At 58.5% G+C, this 17272-nt stretch carries 15 protein-coding genes and 1 pseudogene; 14 read left to right on the plus strand and 2 right to left on the minus strand.

Annotated elements, in window-relative coordinates:
- Positions 1-297: 297 nt before the first annotated feature.
- The 8 genes from ACYZUC_RS21605 to ACYZUC_RS21640 all read left to right on the plus strand — a co-directional run bounded on the left by ACYZUC_RS21605 (position 298) and on the right by ACYZUC_RS21640 (position 7595).
- Positions 298-1665, plus strand: coding sequence for an OprD family porin (locus ACYZUC_RS21605; protein WP_461990263.1), 1368 nt, complete (start codon positions 298-300; stop codon positions 1663-1665).
- Between the two features lie 294 nt (positions 1666-1959).
- Positions 1960-2598 (plus strand): peroxiredoxin, encoded by a 639-nt coding sequence (locus ACYZUC_RS21610; protein WP_223480660.1) that lies wholly within the window; start codon positions 1960-1962, stop codon positions 2596-2598.
- A gap of 316 nt (positions 2599-2914) precedes the next feature.
- The gene (gene ssuE, locus ACYZUC_RS21615) at positions 2915-3508 is read left to right on the plus strand and encodes an NADPH-dependent FMN reductase (protein WP_008026012.1); all 594 of its coding nucleotides are present in this window, start codon (positions 2915-2917) and stop codon (positions 3506-3508) included.
- A gap of 89 nt (positions 3509-3597) precedes the next feature.
- Positions 3598-4563, plus strand: coding sequence for a sulfonate ABC transporter substrate-binding protein (locus ACYZUC_RS21620; RefSeq protein ID WP_461990266.1), 966 nt, complete (start codon positions 3598-3600; stop codon positions 4561-4563).
- A gap of 40 nt (positions 4564-4603) precedes the next feature.
- Positions 4604-5752: an FMNH2-dependent alkanesulfonate monooxygenase gene (ssuD, locus tag ACYZUC_RS21625; RefSeq protein WP_008026018.1), complete on the plus strand. Its 1149-nt coding sequence runs from the start codon at positions 4604-4606 to the stop codon at positions 5750-5752.
- 8 nt (positions 5753-5760) lie between these two features.
- A complete protein-coding gene (gene ssuC, locus ACYZUC_RS21630; RefSeq protein WP_192227512.1) occupies positions 5761-6543 on the plus strand; it encodes an aliphatic sulfonate ABC transporter permease SsuC in 783 nt (260 codons plus the stop codon).
- Complete coding sequence (gene ssuB / locus ACYZUC_RS21635) at positions 6540-7346, plus strand: aliphatic sulfonates ABC transporter ATP-binding protein (protein WP_008040746.1); 807 nt, start codon at positions 6540-6542, stop codon at positions 7344-7346. Before ssuC ends, ssuB begins: the two co-directional genes overlap by 4 nt.
- A gap of 33 nt (positions 7347-7379) precedes the next feature.
- Positions 7380-7595: a TOBE domain-containing protein gene (locus ACYZUC_RS21640; RefSeq protein ID WP_003229256.1), complete on the plus strand. Its 216-nt coding sequence runs from the start codon at positions 7380-7382 to the stop codon at positions 7593-7595.
- Between the two features lie 174 nt (positions 7596-7769).
- On the opposite strand, the gene ACYZUC_RS21645 is transcribed toward ACYZUC_RS21640, so the two are convergent.
- A complete protein-coding gene (locus ACYZUC_RS21645; protein ID WP_461990268.1) occupies positions 7770-8408 on the minus strand; it encodes a TetR/AcrR family transcriptional regulator in 639 nt (212 codons plus the stop codon).
- 214 nt (positions 8409-8622) lie between these two features.
- The gene (locus tag ACYZUC_RS21650; protein ID WP_192416676.1) at positions 8623-9999 is read right to left on the minus strand and encodes a glutamine synthetase family protein; all 1377 of its coding nucleotides are present in this window, start codon (positions 9997-9999) and stop codon (positions 8623-8625) included.
- Positions 10000-10277: 278 nt separating this feature from the next.
- Here ACYZUC_RS21650 and ACYZUC_RS21655 point away from each other — a divergent pair.
- The 6 genes and pseudogenes from ACYZUC_RS21655 to ACYZUC_RS21680 all read left to right on the plus strand — a co-directional run.
- Positions 10278-10595: pseudogene (locus tag ACYZUC_RS21655) on the plus strand (gamma-glutamyl-gamma-aminobutyrate hydrolase family protein); the annotation flags it as partial.
- A 100-nt stretch (positions 10596-10695) separates the two neighbouring features.
- Positions 10696-12054, plus strand: a complete 1359-nt coding sequence (locus ACYZUC_RS21660; protein WP_461990269.1) for a glutamine synthetase family protein — start codon at positions 10696-10698, stop codon at positions 12052-12054.
- A 58-nt stretch (positions 12055-12112) separates the two neighbouring features.
- Positions 12113-13477: an aspartate aminotransferase family protein gene (locus ACYZUC_RS21665; protein ID WP_008026032.1), complete on the plus strand. Its 1365-nt coding sequence runs from the start codon at positions 12113-12115 to the stop codon at positions 13475-13477.
- 170 nt (positions 13478-13647) lie between these two features.
- Positions 13648-14760 (plus strand): polyamine ABC transporter substrate-binding protein, encoded by a 1113-nt coding sequence (locus tag ACYZUC_RS21670; protein WP_461990272.1) that lies wholly within the window; start codon positions 13648-13650, stop codon positions 14758-14760.
- A gap of 188 nt (positions 14761-14948) precedes the next feature.
- Positions 14949-16046, plus strand: coding sequence for a polyamine ABC transporter substrate-binding protein (locus ACYZUC_RS21675; RefSeq protein ID WP_461990274.1), 1098 nt, complete (start codon positions 14949-14951; stop codon positions 16044-16046).
- 72 nt (positions 16047-16118) lie between these two features.
- Positions 16119-17261 (plus strand): ABC transporter ATP-binding protein, encoded by a 1143-nt coding sequence (locus tag ACYZUC_RS21680; protein ID WP_157714327.1) that lies wholly within the window; start codon positions 16119-16121, stop codon positions 17259-17261.
- The last annotated feature ends 11 nt before the right edge of the window (positions 17262-17272 follow it).

Here is a 17272-nt window from a genome sequence, read left to right on the forward strand (position 1 = left end):
TAGGAATTTATTATTCTTTTTGGCTTTTAAAATAAACCCCTAAAGTGCATCCCGCCGGGGCCGATATTAAATGTCCCGCAGCGATTAAAATGCCGTTTTTTATTCCCGCACGGCATGAAAAAGAATGAAATAAATGTATTTACGTTTACCATGCTGGCCCATTCGCCGCGCTTGGACCCTTGACTTAGACACATCAGTTGAGTGGCGCGCGGATTGCGGTTGGCGGTATCCGCACATTTCAGGATCCAGGGCATTCGACTCAGGACCGAAAAAATTAGAAACGAGAGGAGCGAAACAATGAACAAGTCCACCTTGGCCCTGGCTGTGGCCGTAGGGGTTTTGGCGCAGCAGGCAGGCGCCGCCGGTTTCATCGAAGACAGCAAAGCTACTTTGGGGCTGCGTAACTTCTACATCAACACCGATAACCGTGACAGCGATACCAAAGCTGCCAAGGCTCAGAACAAGCTGGAAGAATGGGGCCAAGGCTTCGATCTGCGCTTCACCTCCGGTTACACCCAAGGCACCGTCGGCTTCGGTATCGACGCGATCGGCCTGCTGGGCGTGCGTCTGGATACGGGCGGCGGTACTAACGGCGCCACTTCGACTTCGTACGGCGGCACTGTTTTCCCAAGCAAATCCAACGGCGAAGCGGTTGATAACTTCTCCAGCCTGGGCCTGACTGCCAAAGCCAAGATCTCCCAGACTGAACTGAAGCTGGGCACCCTGCAGCCAAAACTGCCGGTTATCGTGACCAACGACGGTCGTCTGCTGCCACAAACCTTCCAGGGTGGCCAGATCACTACGAACGAAATCAAAGACCTGACACTGGTCGGTGGTCAGATCGAGCACGCCAAAGGTCGTAACTCCAGCAACAACGAAGAGTTGTCGATCGCTGGTGCCAACGCCCACACGGCTGCCGGTCGCGACAGCAACAAATTCATTTACGGTGGCGGTGACTACAAAATCACCAAAGACCTGACTGCCCAGTACTACTACGGCAACCTGGAAGACTTCTACAAGCAGCACTTCCTGGGTCTGGTCCACAACTGGGCCATCGGTCCGGGCGTGTTGAAGTCTGACTTCCGTTACTTCAACAGCCGTGATGATGGCGCCAATGGCCATGACTCTGCCTACTTCACCACCGGTGACTACGGCACTGGCCTCACCAAGGGCAAGGTTGACAACAACCTGTACAGCGGCTTGTTCCTGTACAGCGTTTCCGGTCATACCTTCGGTGGCGGCTATCAGGTCAGCAACGGCAATAGCGACTTCCCATGGCTTAACCAGGGTGACGGTTCGTCGGCTTACCTGACTACCGACAGTCAGATTGCCAAGTTCGCCCGTGCCGGTGAACGCACCTGGCAAGCTCGCTACTCGTACGACTTCGCCAAGGTTGGCATCCCTGGCCTGACCGCCGGTGTGGTTTACCTGCGTGGCGACAACATCGACACCACCGGTAAAGTCGGCACCCGCCAAGTCAGCGTCAACGATACTGGCCGCTCCGAGTGGGAACGCGACCTGACCGTTGGTTACGTCGTACAAGAAGGCACGCTGAAGAACCTGGGCGTGATGTGGAAAAACGCTACCTGGCGCAACGACATCCCTGGTCAACGCGACCAGGACGAAAACCGCCTGATCGTCAGCTACTCGATCCCGCTGTTGTAATAGCGCTCGCGTAACTGCTGAAAAAAAGCCCCGCCCGGCATCACGCCGGGCGGGGCTTTTGCGTTTTCGGGGCGGGGTCACCCCCGTAATCCCGTCCCGAAACGTTCCCTCTTTTGCAGCGACTCAAGGCCTTCTCGAACCTTGGAAGCGATAGTCGTCGCGATGACTTTGCAGGTCCAGTGAACAGATCTTTAATATTCTTTTAAAGTCTAAGAATGGCTTTATTTATTCTTTTTCTAAATTCCCCAACACGAGCTACAGTTGAGTTCTACACCTACTCATCAGGAGCCCACCATGAGCATCAGACTCGGCGACATCGCACCCGACTTCGAACAGGATTCCAGCGCCGGCACCATCCGTTTCCATGAATGGCTGGGCGATAGCTGGGGCGTGCTGTTTTCCCACCCGGCGGATTTCACCCCGGTGTGCACCACCGAGCTGGGCTTCACCGCCAAGCTCAAGGATGAATTCACCCAGCGCGGGGTCAAGGCCATCGCGTTGTCGGTAGACCCGGTGGACTCGCACCACAAGTGGATCGAGGACATCAACGAAACCCAGAACACGATCGTCAACTTCCCGATCCTGGCCGACGCTGATCGCAAGGTATCGGACCTGTACGACCTGATTCACCCGAACGCCAACGACACCCTGACTGTGCGTTCGCTGTTCGTGATCGACCCGAACAAAAAGGTTCGCCTGACCATCACCTACCCGGCGAGCACCGGCCGCAACTTCCATGAAATCCTGCGGGTGATTGACTCGCTGCAACTCACCGACAACTACAAGGTGGCCACCCCGGCCAACTGGCAGGACGGTGAAGAAGTGGTGATCGTGCCGTCGCTTCAGGATCCAGAGGAAATCAAGAAGCGCTTTCCCAAGGGTTATCGCGCGGTGAAGCCGTACCTGCGCCTGACACCGCAACCCAATCGTTGAGCTGAAAACCAATCCCTGTAGGAGCGAGGCTTGCCCGCGAAGGCGTCGTCAAAGCCAACATCAATGTTGGACGTCATGGCCTCTTCGCGGGTAAGCCTCGCTCCTACAGGGCTGTGCAAATCCATATAGCAGGGGAATTTCGGGCCGTTTATACGGCCCATTTTTTTGCTCGGACAAAGCGGTTTCGCATAGAACCACAACGAATAACCAAATGAATAAATATGATTTAAAGATATATAAATCACCTGTTAAGGTCTCTCCATCGAAGCGAGATCGCCCACTGCGAATCGCCTGCACCGTTCAAGGAATCGTCTGAATGCTGGTCGTCTCACTCGGTGGCAGTCCCAGTCAACGCTCCCGTTCCGGGGTGCTGCTGGAGCGCTCTCAACGCTGGTTGCAAGAGCAAGGTGTGGAAGTGGTGAGTTATCAGGTACGGGACTTCCCGGCCGAAGACTTGCTGCACGCACGGTTCGACAGCCCCAAGGTGATCGACCTGTTGCAACAGATTGAAAACGCCGATGGCCTGTTGATCGCCACCCCGGTGTACAAAGCGTCGTTTTCCGGTGCTTTGAAAACCGTGCTGGACCTGCTGCCCGAACGCGCCCTGGCGCACAAAGTGGTTTTACCGATGGCCACCGGCGGCAGCATCGCTCACATGCTGGCGGTGGATTACGCACTCAAGCCAGTGCTGTCGGCATTGAAAGCCCAGGAAATGCTCCACGGGATTTTCGCCGTGGACAGCCAGATCGCTTATGGCGAAGGCAGCGCCCAGGCGCAGCTGGCGCCGGAACTGGAGCAACGACTGAATGAATCGCTGGAGCTGTTCTTCAGCGCCATGGCCCGACGGCCCAAGCCGATCGATCCGAACCTGCTGAATGATCGTTTGTTGAGTGCTCGCTGGAGCATTTAAGCCTCACCCTGACTTGATGTACTCACCTTACTCAGCCGTCAACGGTTCAGCAGGTGCAGCCAAAACCCAACTGCAAAAAGGAGAGCGCTATGCGCACTGTCATTTTGCGTCGTGGTCTGGTCGCTCTGTTTGCTGCGGCTGTAACCTTCGGCGCCATTACTCAAGCACAAGCTGAAACTCTGCGGATCGGCTATCAGAAATACGGCACCCTGGTGCTGCTCAAAGCCAAAGGCACTCTGGAAAAACGCCTCGCTGCCCAAGGCGTCGACGTGCAATGGACTGAATTCCCCGGCGGCCCGCAGCTGCTTGAAGGCCTGAACGTTGGCTCCATCGACTTCGGTGTCACCGGCGAAACGCCTCCGGTATTTGCTCAAGCGGCGGGCGCCGATCTGCTCTATGTCGCCTACGAGCCGCCTGCGCCCCACAGCGAAGCGATCCTGGTGCCGAAGGACTCGCCGATCAAATCGGTGAAGGACCTCAAGGGCAAGAAAGTCGTGCTCAACAAAGGCTCCAACGTTCACTACCTGCTGGTCCGCGCGCTTGAAGACGCTGGCCTCAAATACACCGACATCCAAACTGTGTTCCTGCCGCCGGCCGATGCCCGCGCCGCGTTCGAGCGTGGCAGTGTCGATGCCTGGGTCATCTGGGACCCGTACCAGGCCGCCGCCGAGAAGCAGCTGCAAGCGCACACCCTGCGCGATGGCCAGGGCATTGTCGACAACCATCAGTTCTACCTGGCGACCAAGCCTTACGCACAGAAAAATCCTGAGGTGATCAAGACCCTCGTGGAAGAAGTGCGCGCCGTCGGCGAATGGTCCAAGGCCAATCCTGAAGACGTGACCAAGCAGGTCTCGCCACTGCTCGGCTTGCCGGAAGACATCACCCTGACCTCGGTGAAACGCCAGGGCTACGGCGCGTTGTTCCTGACCCCGGAAGTGGTCGCCGCGCAACAGAAAATCGCCGACAGCTTCTACCAGCTCAAGCTGATTCCGAAGCCGCTGAGCATCAAAGACGTGATCTGGACGCCACCGGCAGCCGTTGCCAAAGCTCAGTAACCAAAAGCCCGGTAATTCGATTCCCCAAGGAGACCACTCCATGAGCCTCAACATCTTCTGGTTCCTGCCTACCCACGGCGACGGCCATTACCTTGGCACCGCCGAAGGCGCTCGCGCCGTTGACCACGGTTACCTGCAACAAGTCGCGCAAGCGGCGGATCGTCTGGGCTTCGGCGGGGTGCTGATTCCCACTGGCCGCTCGTGCGAAGACTCGTGGCTGGTGGCCGCGTCGCTGATCCCGGTGACCCAGCGTTTGAAATTCCTTGTCGCCCTGCGCCCCGGGATCATTTCCCCGACGGTGGCTGCGCGTCAGGCCGCGACACTGGATCGTCTGTCCGGCGGTCGTGCGCTGTTCAACCTGGTGACCGGCGGTGATCCGGAAGAATTGGCCGGCGATGGTTTGTTCCTGACCCACGAAGAGCGCTATCAGGCTTCGGTGGAATTCACCCGCATCTGGCGTCGCGTGCTGGAAGGCGAAACCGTCGATTACGACGGTCAGCACATCAGCGTGAAAGGCGCCAAGTTGCTCTATCCGCCGATCCAGCAACCGCGTCCGCCGCTGTACTTCGGCGGCTCGTCGGAAGCCGCGCAAGACCTGGCCGCCGAGCAAGTGGAAATGGTCCTGACCTGGGGCGAACCGCCGGCCGCCGTGGCCGAGAAGATCGAACAGGTTCGCGCCAAAGCCGCGAAGCTTGGCCGCACGGTGCGCTTCGGTATTCGCTTGCACGTGATCGTCCGTGAAACCAACGCCGAAGCCTGGCAAGCGGCGGATCGACTGATCTCGCACCTGGACGACGACACCATCGCTCGCGCCCAGGCTTCCCTGGCGCGCTTCGATTCCGTGGGCCAGCAGCGCATGGCTGCGCTGCATGGCGGCAGCCGCGATAACCTGGAAGTCAGCCCTAACCTGTGGGCTGGAGTCGGCCTGGTGCGTGGCGGTGCCGGTACTGCATTGGTCGGCGACGGTCCGACCGTGGCCGCCCGCGTGAAGGAATACGCGGATCTGGGCATCGACACCTTCATCTTCTCCGGTTACCCACACCTGGAAGAGTCGTACCGCGTCGCCGAGTTGCTGTTCCCGCACCTGGACATCGAACGTCCGGAATTGCCGAAAAGCGCCGGTTACGTCAGCCCGTTCGGCGAGATGGTCGCCAACGACATTCTTCCCAAAGCTGCGTCCCAGAGCTGAGGCGCGCCATGAAGAGAATCATCCACAACTTGGCGCCCTGGGCGTTGCCGATTTTGCTGTTGGCGGTATGGCAGTTGTCGGTGTCGGCAGGCTGGTTGTCGACACGGATTCTGCCGGCGCCGATTGCCGTGATCGAAGCCGGGGTGAGCCTGGTGCGCAGCGGTGAAATCTGGACGCACCTGGCAATCAGCGGCTGGCGTGCGGCGCTGGGCTTCACCATCGGTGGCGGCATCGGCCTGGCGCTGGGCTTCATTACCGGCCTGTCGAAATGGGGCGAGCGCCTGCTCGACAGTTCGGTGCAGATGATCCGCAACGTGCCGCACCTGGCGCTGATTCCGCTGGTAATCCTGTGGTTCGGCATCGACGAGTCGGCGAAGATTTTCCTGGTGGCGCTGGGCACTTTGTTCCCGATTTATCTCAACACCTATCACGGCATCCGCAACGTCGATCCGGCGTTGGTGGAGATGGCACGCAGTTACGGCTTGTCCGGTTTCAGCCTGTTTCGTCAGGTGATTCTGCCGGGTGCATTGCCTTCGATTCTGGTCGGCGTGCGTTTTGCGCTGGGCTTCATGTGGCTGACCTTGATTGTTGCCGAAACCATTTCCGCGAGCTCCGGCATTGGTTACTTGGCGATGAACGCCCGGGAGTTTTTGCAGACCGACGTGGTGGTGCTCGCGATTCTGATGTACGCGGTGCTGGGCAAACTGGCCGACCTCGCGGCCCGTGGACTTGAACGTGTGTGGCTGCGCTGGCATCCGGCGTATCAGGTTGCCAAAGGAGGTGCCGCATGACTGCTCAACAACCTCCACGCCTGCTGCGCGGGATTCCGCTGGTGGTGCGCAAGCTGCAAAAAACCTTCGGTTCGCGGCAGGTGCTGCGCGAGATCGATCTGCACATTCCGGCCGGCCAATTCGTCGCCGTGGTGGGACGCAGTGGTTGCGGCAAAAGTACCTTGCTGCGGTTGCTCGCCGGTCTCGATAAGCCGACTGGCGGTGAGTTGCTCGCCGGTTCCGCGCCGCTGAGTGATGCACGGGAAGACACCCGGTTGATGTTCCAGGAAGCACGTCTGCTGCCGTGGAAAAAGGTCATCGACAACGTCGGCCTCGGTCTCTCGGGCAACTGGCGGCCACAGGCGCTGGAAGCGTTGGAGTCGGTCGGCCTGGCGGATCGCGCCAATGAATGGCCGGCGGCCTTGTCCGGTGGGCAGAAGCAACGTGTGGCCCTGGCCCGCGCGCTGATCCATCAACCGCGCTTGCTGTTGCTGGACGAACCGCTGGGCGCGCTGGATGCCCTGACCCGCATCGAAATGCAGCAACTGATCGAACGGCTCTGGCAGAAGCACGGTTTCACCGTGTTGCTGGTGACCCACGATGTCAGTGAAGCGGTGGCGATTGCCGATCGGGTGATCCTGATCGAAGAGGGCGAAGTCGGCCTCGACCTGCACGTGGAACTGCCGCGACCTCGGGTTCGGGGTTCGCATCGGCTGGCGGCGCTGGAAACCGAAGTCCTCAATCGCGTCCTCGCGCTGCCCGGCCAGCCGCCGGAGCCGGAACCTGTTTCACCCTTGCCTACGCAATTGCGCTGGGCTCAATAACTCAAGCCTCATCCAACGACAGGAATCAACATCATGACTATCAAAGCCATCAACGTTCGTAACCAGTTCAAAGGCTCGATCAAGGAAATCGTACTGGGTGACGTGCTGTCGGAAATCGACGTGCAAACCGCTTCCGGCATCGTCACGTCGGTGATCACCACCCGCTCGGTAAAAGAGCTGGAGCTGGTGGTCGGTAGCGAAGTGATCGCGTTTGTGAAATCCACCGAGGTGTCGATCGCCAAGTTGTAAGGGCATGCACGGCAAACAACCCCGGAGGGTTCGAACCCTTCGGGGTTTTTTATGGGCGTGATTCAGTGGGGTCGGCGGTGCGGCCTTCGCGAGCAGGCTCGCTCCCACAGGGGAATGCATTCCAAATGTGGGAGCGAGCCTGCTCGCGATGAGGCCGGTGCGGCTGATGAAGAATCAGGCTGAAACAACGCGCTTGTGCAGGTAGGGCGGCAAATACAGCCCCAAATACGCATCAAACACCCGCATCCCTTCCTCGGCCATACGCGGCGTGATCTGCCCATGCTGCTGCACCGAGCGCGCATACACCCGATCACCCAGCTCCATGGCCAGCGCAAACACATCAACGTCAGTCGGCAATTTGGGCAGTTCGAAATGATGATCGAACAGCTTGTGCATCAGGTCGCCCAGCTCAATGTCGTGCTGACGGTCGGCCTGAGTCACTTCGGTCAGGCCATGCTGGGCGAGGATCAATTGGCGAGCGGCGGCATCTTCGTCGTAGATGTCGAGCATGCGTTGTTCCACCAGCCGCGACAGGTCGCGCCAGCCGTTGAGCGCATCGTGGTCGATGGGCGCTTGCAGGCAGGCGCGGAAAGCAGCGTGAACGTCGGCGGTCAGCGCTTCGAGCAGGGCCGGGACGCTGGCGAAAAAGTGGTAGACCGAAGAGGGCGGGATTTCCGCGCGTTCGGCAACGCTGTAGATCGACAGACTGGCCACGCCCTCGGCGGCCAGCAGCGTGCGGGCGGCATCGAGTATCGAATCGATCCGGGCCTGGCTGCGGGCGCGGGGTTTGCGTGGGGTGGCGAGTCGGGTCATTGAAGTCTCCTGCGGGGCAGCGGGCATTGTACGAGCAGGTATCTGTGTTGTCTTGTCGGCCGCCTTCGCGGGCAAGCCTCGCTCCTACAGAGGAAACGTAGATCCCTGTAGGAGCGAGGCTTGGTCTGGGCGGCATTCCGACGAACCGCCGAAGGCGGCCATAAAAAAACGCCGCAAGCTGTGAAGCCTGCGGCGTTGTTTTCACTGCAACCGCTTAAACGGTATGCAGATACCAGTTGTACTCAAGGTCGGAGATGGAGTGTTCAAACTCCTCCAGCTCACTTTCCTTGCAGGCCACGAAGATATCGATGTATTTCGGATCGATGTACTTGGCCATGACTTCGCTGTCGTCCAGCTCGCGCAGTGCATCGCGCAGGTTGTTCGGCAGGCTTTGCTCGTTCTGCTCGTAGGAGTTGCCTTCCACGGGTGCGCCCGGCTCGATCTTGTTGGTCAGGCCGTGGTGCACGCCCGCCAGGACCGAAGCCATCAGCAGGTACGGGTTGGCGTCGGCGCCGGCCACACGGTGTTCGATGCGCACGGCATCGGCGGCGCCGGTGGGTACGCGAATCGCTACGGTGCGGTTGTCCAGGCCCCAGCACGGCGAGTTCGGCACGTAGAACTGTGCACCGAAACGACGGTAGGAGTTGACGTTCGGGCAGAGGAAAGCCATCTGCGCCGGTAGGGTCTCGAGCACACCGCCGATCGCGTGACGCAGTGCGGCGTTCTGCTCGGGATCCTCGCTGGCAAAAATGTTTTTGCCGTCTTTATCAAGAATCGAAATGTGGACGTGCAGACCGTTGCCCGCCTGGCCCGGGTAAGGCTTGGCCATGAAGGTGGTGTCCATCTCATGGTCGTAGGCGATGTTCTTGATCAGGCGCTTGAGCAGGACCGCGTAGTCGCAAGCCTTGATCGGATCGGCCACGTGGTGCAGGTTCACTTCGAACTGCGCCGGGGCACTTTCCTTGACGATGGCGTCGGCCGGAATGCCTTGCTCTTTTGCACCTTCCAGAATGTCCTGGAGGCAGTCGACGTATTCGTCGAGGTCGTCGATCAGGTAGACCTGTGTCGAGTGCGGGCGTTTACCGGAAACCGGCGAGCGAGGTGGTTGCGGACGGCCGTTCACGTTCTCCTGGTCGATCAGGTAGAACTCCAGTTCGAACGCGGCGCAGATGGTCAGGCCAAGTTCGTCGAACTTGCGCACGACATTGGCCAGCACTTCTCGCGGGTCGGCAAAGAACGGCTGGCCTTCGAGTTCGTGCATGGTCATCAACAGTTGCGCGGTCGGGCGCTTCTGCCAAGGCTCATTGCACAGGGTGTCCGGGATTGGATAGCAGATTCGGTCAGCATCGCCGATGTCCAGGCCCAAGCCGGTGCTTTCCACCGTCGAGCCGTTGATATCCAGAGCAAATAGAGAGGCCGGCAGGTTGATGCCTTTCTCGTAAACCTTGTGGAGGCTGGTGCGTTCAATGCGCTTGCCGCGCACCACACCATTCATATCCGCAATCAGAAGGTCAACGTACAGAACCTCAGGATGTTCCTTAAGGAACGCGTTCGCTTCGTTAAGCTGAACGGCACGCGGGGGTACCGACATGATGCAACACCTTTGTTGTTAAAAATATCAATCATTGATCTCTTCGGATTCCAGTCAACCCGAACGGCATGCCGAAGTCAAGCGAGGCCTTTTTTGCCCTAAAAAAGCGCCCATGAGGCTTTTTTGAGGCACTTTGGGGCGTTTTTATGCCTTTGAATGCTTTGCCGTCCGCGGGCTTGAGCGGGCCGTGTTGTATTTTTTACGGGGGTGTTGTGTAAAAAAATGAACAAGGCTAAGCTCGATTCAAACCCATAACAGCAATAATACCGGGGTGCTTCATGTCTCGCCTGCCGTTAATCGGCGTCGCCGTCTGCTCTAAGCAGATCGGTCTGCATGCTTATCACATCAGTGGCGATCGTTACGCTCACGCCAGGGCCCGTGTTGCCAAAGGCGTGCCGTCGACTCTTCCTTCCCCGGCAAACCGGCTGGTTCCGTCCGATATTCTGGACGGTCTGCGCGACATTCTCTTTACGGGTTGTCCTTCCAATATAGAACCGTTTTACCTGGCTGGCCCGACCAACGTGTCGGTCATTGCTCGTGATTCTGCACGCCTTGCATTGTTCCCGTTCACCCATGCCGTCGTCGAGGCAGGTATTTGTGCGCGGCAATTGCAGTGGCAATCTGTACCAAGCGACGCCCGTGCGTCAAACAACGCCTGACTTATAAGAGTCAGGAAACTCAGCCTAAGAGGCATTTATGAGTAACAACCTCGACCAGCTCACCGATTGGTTGAAAGACCACAAGATCACAGAAGTCGAATGCATGATCGCCGACTTGACCGGGATCACCCGGGGCAAGATTTCGCCGACCAACAAGTTCATTGCTGAAAAAGGCATGCGCCTGCCCGAGAGCGTTCTGTTGCAGACCGTGACCGGCGACTATGTCGAAGACGACATCTATTACGAACTGCTCGACCCGGCCGACATCGACATGATCTGCCGTCCCGACTCGAATGCAGTGTTCCTGGTGCCGTGGGCCATCGAGCCTACCGCCCAGGTGATCCACGACACTTATGACAAGCAAGGCAACCCGATCGAGCTGTCGCCGCGCAACGTGCTTAAAAAGGTTCTGAAGCTCTATTCCGACAAGGGCTGGCAGCCAATCGTGGCGCCGGAAATGGAGTTTTACCTGACCAAGCGTAGCGACGACCCCGACTACCCGCTGCAACCGCCAATCGGTCGCTCGGGGCGCCCGGAAATCGGTCGTCAGTCGTTCTCCATCGAAGCGGCGAACGAATTCGATCCGCTGTTCGAAGACGTCTACGACTGGTGCGAACTGCAGGAGCTGGACCTCGACACGCTGATCCACGAGGACGGCACGGCGCAGATGGAAATCAACTTCCGTCACGGCGATGCCCTGTCCCTGGCCGACCAGATCCTGGTGTTCAAACGCACCATGCGCGAAGCCGCGCTCAAGCACGACGTGGCCGCCACCTTCATGGCCAAGCCGATGACCGGCGAACCGGGCAGCGCGATGCACCTGCATCAGAGCATCATCGACATCGAGACCGGCAAGAACGTCTTCTCCAATGAAGACGGGACCATGAGCCAGTTGTTCCTGCATCACATCGGTGGCTTGCAGAAACTGATCCCCGAGCTGTTGCCGCTGTTTGCCCCGAACGTCAACTCGTTCCGCCGCTTCCTGCCGGATACGTCGGCGCCGGTGAACGTGGAGTGGGGCGAAGAGAACCGCACCGTGGGCCTGCGGGTGCCGGATGCCGGGCCGCAAAACCGTCGGGTGGAAAACCGCCTGCCGGGGGCCGATGCCAACCCGTACCTGGCGATTGCCGCGAGCCTGCTCTGCGGTTACATCGGCATGGTCGAAGGCCTGAACCCAAGTGCGCCGGTGGTGGGGCGCGGCTATGAACGCCGCAACCTGCGCCTGCCACTGACCATCGAGGACGCGCTGGAACGCATGGAAAACAGCGCGACCGTCGAGAAATACCTGGGCAAGAAATTCATCACTGGCTACGTCGCGGTCAAGCGGGCCGAGCATGAAAACTTCAAGCGCGTCATCAGCTCCTGGGAGCGGGAATTCCTGCTCTTCGCCGTCTGATGCGCCGGGCGCTGCTGATTCCTGCGGCGCCTTTCACCGAAATCTTAGGAGAGTTCGCATGACCAGCAACAACCCGCAAACCCGTGAATGGCAAACCCTGAGCAACGATCACCACCTGGCCCCGTTCAGCGACTTCAAGCAGCTGAAAGAGAAAGGCCCGCGGATCATCACCAACGCCAAGGGCGTTTACCTCTGGGACAGCGAAGGCAACAAGATCCTCGACGGCATGGCCGGCCTGTGGTGCGTAGCGATCGGCTACGGTCGCGATGAACTGGCTGATGCTGCCAGCAAGCAAATGCGCGAGTTGCCTTACTACAACCTGTTCTTCCAGACCGCTCACCCGCCGGTGCTCGAGCTGGCCAAGGCCATTGCCGACATCGCGCCGGAAGGCATGAACCATGTGTTCTTCACCGGTTCAGGCTCCGAAGGCAACGACACCATGCTGCGTATGGTCCGCCACTATTGGGCGATCAAGGGCCAGCCGAAGAAGAAAGTCATCATCAGCCGCAAGAACGGTTATCACGGTTCCACCGTGGCCGGTGCGAGCCTGGGTGGCATGACGTACATGCATGAACAAGGCGACTTGCCGATCCCGGGCATCGTCCACATCGCCCAGCCGTACTGGTTCAGTGAAGGCGGCGACATGACACCGGAAGAGTTCGGTGTGTGGGCAGCCAATCAGCTGGAAGAGAAGATTCTGGAAATCGGCGTGGACAACGTCGGTGCCTTTATTGCCGAGCCGATCCAGGGTGCCGGTGGCGTGATCATTCCGCCAGACACCTACTGGCCGCGCATCAAGGAAATCCTCGCCAAGTACGACATCCTGTTCGTGGCGGACGAAGTGATCTGTGGTTTCGGCCGCACCGGTGAGTGGTTCGGTACCGATTTCTACGGCCTCAAACCCGACATGATGACCATCGCCAAAGGCCTGACGTCCGGCTACATCCCAATGGGTGGCCTGATCGTGCGTGACGAAGTGGTGGCGGTGCTCAACGAGGGCGGCGATTTCAACCACGGTTTCACCTACTCCGGGCACCCGGTGGCGGCGGCGGTGGCGCTGGAAAACATCCGCATCTTGCGCGAAGAAAAAATTATCGAGCGCGTTCATGCAGAAACGGCACCGTACTTGCAAAAGCGTTTGCGGGAACTGAGCGATCACCCGTTGGTGGGGGAAGTGCGTGGGGTGGGGCTTTTGGGGGCCATCGAACTGGTTCAGGACAAGGCCACGCGCAAGCGTTACGAAGGCAAGGGCGTCGGCATGATCTGCCGCACGTTCTGCTTCGACAACGGCCTGATCATGCGTGCCGTCGGCGACACCATGATCATTGCTCCGCCACTGGTGATCACCAAGGCTGAAATCGATGAGCTGGTGACCAAGGCACGCAAGTGTCTGGACCTGACCCTCAGTGCATTGCAGGGCTAAGTGCTAGGCTCTGAGCGGGAGACATGAAACTTTCGCTCGGAGTCGTCTAAAGGGCGGCCTTTCCTTGAAAGACCGCCTCCGATCTTGCCAGACTAGCCGCGGTTCCAGTTGTCCGGGTTCGGCCGCTGAACAAAGTGGTTCAAAAAAGAAAAATTTGGAGCATTAAACGCATGAAGGCATTAGGAAAAAAGCTTGCTGGCAAGACACTCCTCGCCATGTCCCTGATGGGCATTATGGCGGGTGCAGTTCAGGCGGACGACAAGGTGTTGCACGTCTATAACTGGTCCGATTACATCGCTCCGGACACCATCAAGAAGTTCGAAACCGAGTCCGGCATCAAAGTCGTTTACGACGTATTCGACAGTAACGAAACCCTGGAAGCCAAGTTGCTGGCAGGCAAGTCCGGTTACGACATCGTCGTACCGTCGAACAACTTCCTGGCCAAGCAGATCAAGGCCGGCGTTTACCAGAAGCTGGACAAGTCCAAGCTGCCTAACTGGAAGAACCTGAACACTGACCTGCTCAAAGCGGTATCGGTGAGCGACCCGGGCAACGAACATGCCTTCCCTTACATGTGGGGTTCGATCGGTATCGGCTTCAACGCCGAGAAGGTCAAGGCTGCACTGGGTGCCGATGCACCGACCAATTCCTGGGACCTGTTGTTCAAACCTGAAAACGTCGCGAAGTTGAAATCGTGTGGCGTCAGTTTCCTCGATTCGCCAACCGAGATGATTCCGGTGGCGTTGCACTACCTGGGCTATCCAACCGACAGTCAGGACAAAAAACAACTGGCCGAAGCCGAAGCGCTGTTCCTGAAGATTCGTCCTTCGATTGGCTACTTCCACTCGTCCAAGTACATCTCCGACCTGGCCAACGGCAACATCTGCGTAGCCGTGGGTTACTCGGGTGACATCTACCAGGCCAAAGCGCGCGCCGCCGAAGCCGGTGACAAGGTGAAAGTCAGCTACAACATTCCGAAAGAAGGTGCCGGCAGCTTCTACGACATGGTCGCCATCCCTAAAGATGCCGAAAACGTCGAAGGCGCCTACAAGTTCATGACCTTCCTGCAAAAGCCGGAAATCATGGCTGAAATCACCAACGCGGTACGTTTCCCGAACGGTAACGCGGCGGCCACTCCTCTGGTCGAAAAAGAAATCACCGAAGATCCGGGCGTCTACCCGCCTGCCGATGTGCTGGCCAAGCTGTACGCGATTGCCGACTTGCCGGCCGCGACCCAGCGGATCCTGACTCGCAGCTGGACCAAGATCAAATCGGGTAAATAAGCCGGTTTGAAGCAACAACCTGTTGTCGTCGCCTGCGCGGCGACGGCAGCAGGTGCAATTAAATGACAGAAAGTTTTGCTGGAACGGTTTTTCGAGGGTAAGTTGCGCGCCGGTTTTGTTGCTGGGCAGCTACGACTGTCATGTAACGCGGGGCAACTTGGGCCCAACTAATTTTAGAGGACCTCCACTTGCCTATTTTTTCTTTGTTGCGCAATGCATTGCTGGCCGGTGCCGGACTGACGATGGCTGTCAGTGTCCAGGCTGCCGGCACGGTGCATATTTATAACTGGTCGGACTACATCGGCGAGACCACCCTGGCCGACTTCCAGAAAGAGACCGGCATTAAACCGGTCTATGACGTGTTTGACTCCAACGAAACCCTGGAGGGCAAGTTGCTCGCCGGGCGTACCGGTTATGACGTGGTCGTGCCGTCCAACCACTTCCTCGGCAAGCAGATCAAGGCCGGTGCTTTCCAGAAGCTCGACAAGTCGAAGTTGCCGAACTACTCGAACCTCGACCCCGTATTGCTCAAGCGTCTGGAACAAAACGATCCGGGCAACTTGTACGCCGTCCCTTACCTGTGGGGCACCAACGGCATTGGTTACAACGTCGACAAGATCAAGGCTGTGCTCGGCGTCGACAAGATCGACTCCTGGGCCACGGTATTCGAGCCGGAGAACATCAAGAAGCTGCACAGTTGCGGCGTGGCGTTCCTCGACTCCGCCGATGAAATGATGCCGACGGTCCTCAACTACATGGGCCTGAACGCCAACAGCACCAACCCCGAAGATTACAAAAAGGCCGAAGCCAAGTTGCTGGCAGTGCGGCCTTACGTGACCTACTTCCACTCCTCCAAATACATCGCGGATCTGGCCAACGGCGATATCTGCATCGCGATCGGTTTTTCCGGCGACATGTTCCAGGCCCGCAACCGTGCGGCTGAAGCGAAGAAAGGCGTGAACATCGCCTACACCATTCCCAAAGAGGGCGGTGCGTTGTGGTTCGACATGCTCGCGATTCCGAAGGATTCGAGCAACGTCAAAGAGGCCCACGCCTTCATCAACTATTTGTTGAAACCCGAGGTGATCGCACAGGTCAGTGATTCTGTTGGCTATGCGAACCCCAACCCTGGCTCGGACAAATTGATGGAACAGTCCATCCGCACCGATGAGTCGGTTTATCCACCGCAAGCAGTCCTCGACAAGACCTACGTGTCGGTCGAGTTACCACCAAACATTCAACGTTTGATGACCCGCAGCTGGACCAAGGTCAAGTCGGGCAAATAGCTTCAAAGCTCAAACTATCCAAGGTTGGCTCACCTTGAGCGAACTGCACTCTTTTTTTTGGGAGTTTCGTAAATGGCAGTTGCCTCCGGCGCCTATAAGAAAGCCCTCGAGGGCGACCAGTCACCTAAACAGGTGCTGGTCAAAATCGACCGGGTCACGAAGAAGTTCGACGAGACGATTGCCGTGGACGATGTGTCCCTGGAAATCAAGAAAGGCGAGATTTTCGCCCTGCTCGGCGGTTCGGGATCGGGCAAGTCCACGTTGCTGCGTATGCTCGCAGGCTTCGAACGGCCTACGGAGGGGCGCATTTTCCTCGATGGCGTAGACATCACCGACATGCCGCCCTACGAGCGGCCGATCAACATGATGTTCCAGTCGTACGCCCTGTTCCCGCACATGACCGTGGCGCAGAACATCGCCTTCGGCCTCAAGCAGGACAAGCTTCCGGCGGCTGAAGTCGATGCGCGTGTGGCGGACATGCTCAAGCTGGTTCAGATGAGCCAGTACGCCAAGCGCAAGCCGCATCAGTTGTCCGGTGGTCAGCGTCAGCGTGTGGCCCTGGCACGTTCGCTGGCGAAGCGACCGAAACTGCTGCTGCTCGACGAACCGATGGGGGCGCTGGACAAGAAGCTGCGTTCGCAAATGCAGCTGGAGCTGGTCGAGATCATCGAGCGCGTCGGCGTAACCTGCGTCATGGTGACCCACGACCAGGAAGAGGCCATGACCATGGCCGAGCGCATCGCGATCATGCACCTGGGCTGGATCGCCCAGATCGGCAGCCCGATCGACATCTACGAAACCCCGACCAGCCGCCTGGTCTGCGAATTCATCGGCAACGTCAACATCTTCGACGGTGAAGTGATCGACGATGCCGAAGGCCATGCAACCATTACCTGCAAAGACCTGGATCGGCAGATTTACGTGGGTCACGGCATCAGCACCTCGGTGCAGGACAAATCCGTGACCTACGCGATCCGTCCGGAAAAATTGCTGGTGACGCCGACCATGCCGACCTGCGAGTACAACTGGTCCAGCGGCAAAGTGCACGACATCGCTTACCTCGGTGGTCACTCGGTGTTCTACGTCGAGCTGCCGAGCGGCAAGATCGTCCAGTCGTTCGTCGCCAACGCCGAGCGCCGTGGTCAGCGCCCAACCTGGGGTGATCAGGTTTACGTGTACTGGGAAGACGACAGCGGCGTGGTACTTCGCTCATGAACATGCGCAAA

This window comes from Pseudomonas sp. GT1P32, assembly GCF_054897805.1.

What these genes read in the sequence shown, in the direction of transcription:
- ACYZUC_RS21665 (WP_008026032.1), top strand. Translation starts at nt 12,113, where the DNA reads ATGACCAGCAACAACCCGCAAACCCGTGAATGGCAAACCCTGAGCAAC.
- ACYZUC_RS21645 (WP_461990268.1), bottom strand. Translation starts at nt 8,408, where the DNA reads ATGACCCGACTCGCCACCCCACGCAAACCCCGCGCCCGCAGCCAGGCC.
- ACYZUC_RS21605 (WP_461990263.1), top strand. Translation starts at nt 298, where the DNA reads ATGAACAAGTCCACCTTGGCCCTGGCTGTGGCCGTAGGGGTTTTGGCG.
- ACYZUC_RS21680 (WP_157714327.1), top strand. Translation starts at nt 16,119, where the DNA reads ATGGCAGTTGCCTCCGGCGCCTATAAGAAAGCCCTCGAGGGCGACCAG.
- ssuC (WP_192227512.1), top strand. Translation starts at nt 5,761, where the DNA reads ATGAAGAGAATCATCCACAACTTGGCGCCCTGGGCGTTGCCGATTTTG.
- ACYZUC_RS21670 (WP_461990272.1), top strand. Translation starts at nt 13,648, where the DNA reads ATGAAGGCATTAGGAAAAAAGCTTGCTGGCAAGACACTCCTCGCCATG.
- ssuB (WP_008040746.1), top strand. Translation starts at nt 6,540, where the DNA reads ATGACTGCTCAACAACCTCCACGCCTGCTGCGCGGGATTCCGCTGGTG.
- ssuD (WP_008026018.1), top strand. Translation starts at nt 4,604, where the DNA reads ATGAGCCTCAACATCTTCTGGTTCCTGCCTACCCACGGCGACGGCCAT.
- ACYZUC_RS21620 (WP_461990266.1), top strand. Translation starts at nt 3,598, where the DNA reads ATGCGCACTGTCATTTTGCGTCGTGGTCTGGTCGCTCTGTTTGCTGCG.
- ACYZUC_RS21640 (WP_003229256.1), top strand. Translation starts at nt 7,380, where the DNA reads ATGACTATCAAAGCCATCAACGTTCGTAACCAGTTCAAAGGCTCGATC.
- ssuE (WP_008026012.1), top strand. Translation starts at nt 2,915, where the DNA reads ATGCTGGTCGTCTCACTCGGTGGCAGTCCCAGTCAACGCTCCCGTTCC.
- ACYZUC_RS21650 (WP_192416676.1), bottom strand. Translation starts at nt 9,999, where the DNA reads ATGTCGGTACCCCCGCGTGCCGTTCAGCTTAACGAAGCGAACGCGTTC.
- ACYZUC_RS21610 (WP_223480660.1), top strand. Translation starts at nt 1,960, where the DNA reads ATGAGCATCAGACTCGGCGACATCGCACCCGACTTCGAACAGGATTCC.
- ACYZUC_RS21660 (WP_461990269.1), top strand. Translation starts at nt 10,696, where the DNA reads ATGAGTAACAACCTCGACCAGCTCACCGATTGGTTGAAAGACCACAAG.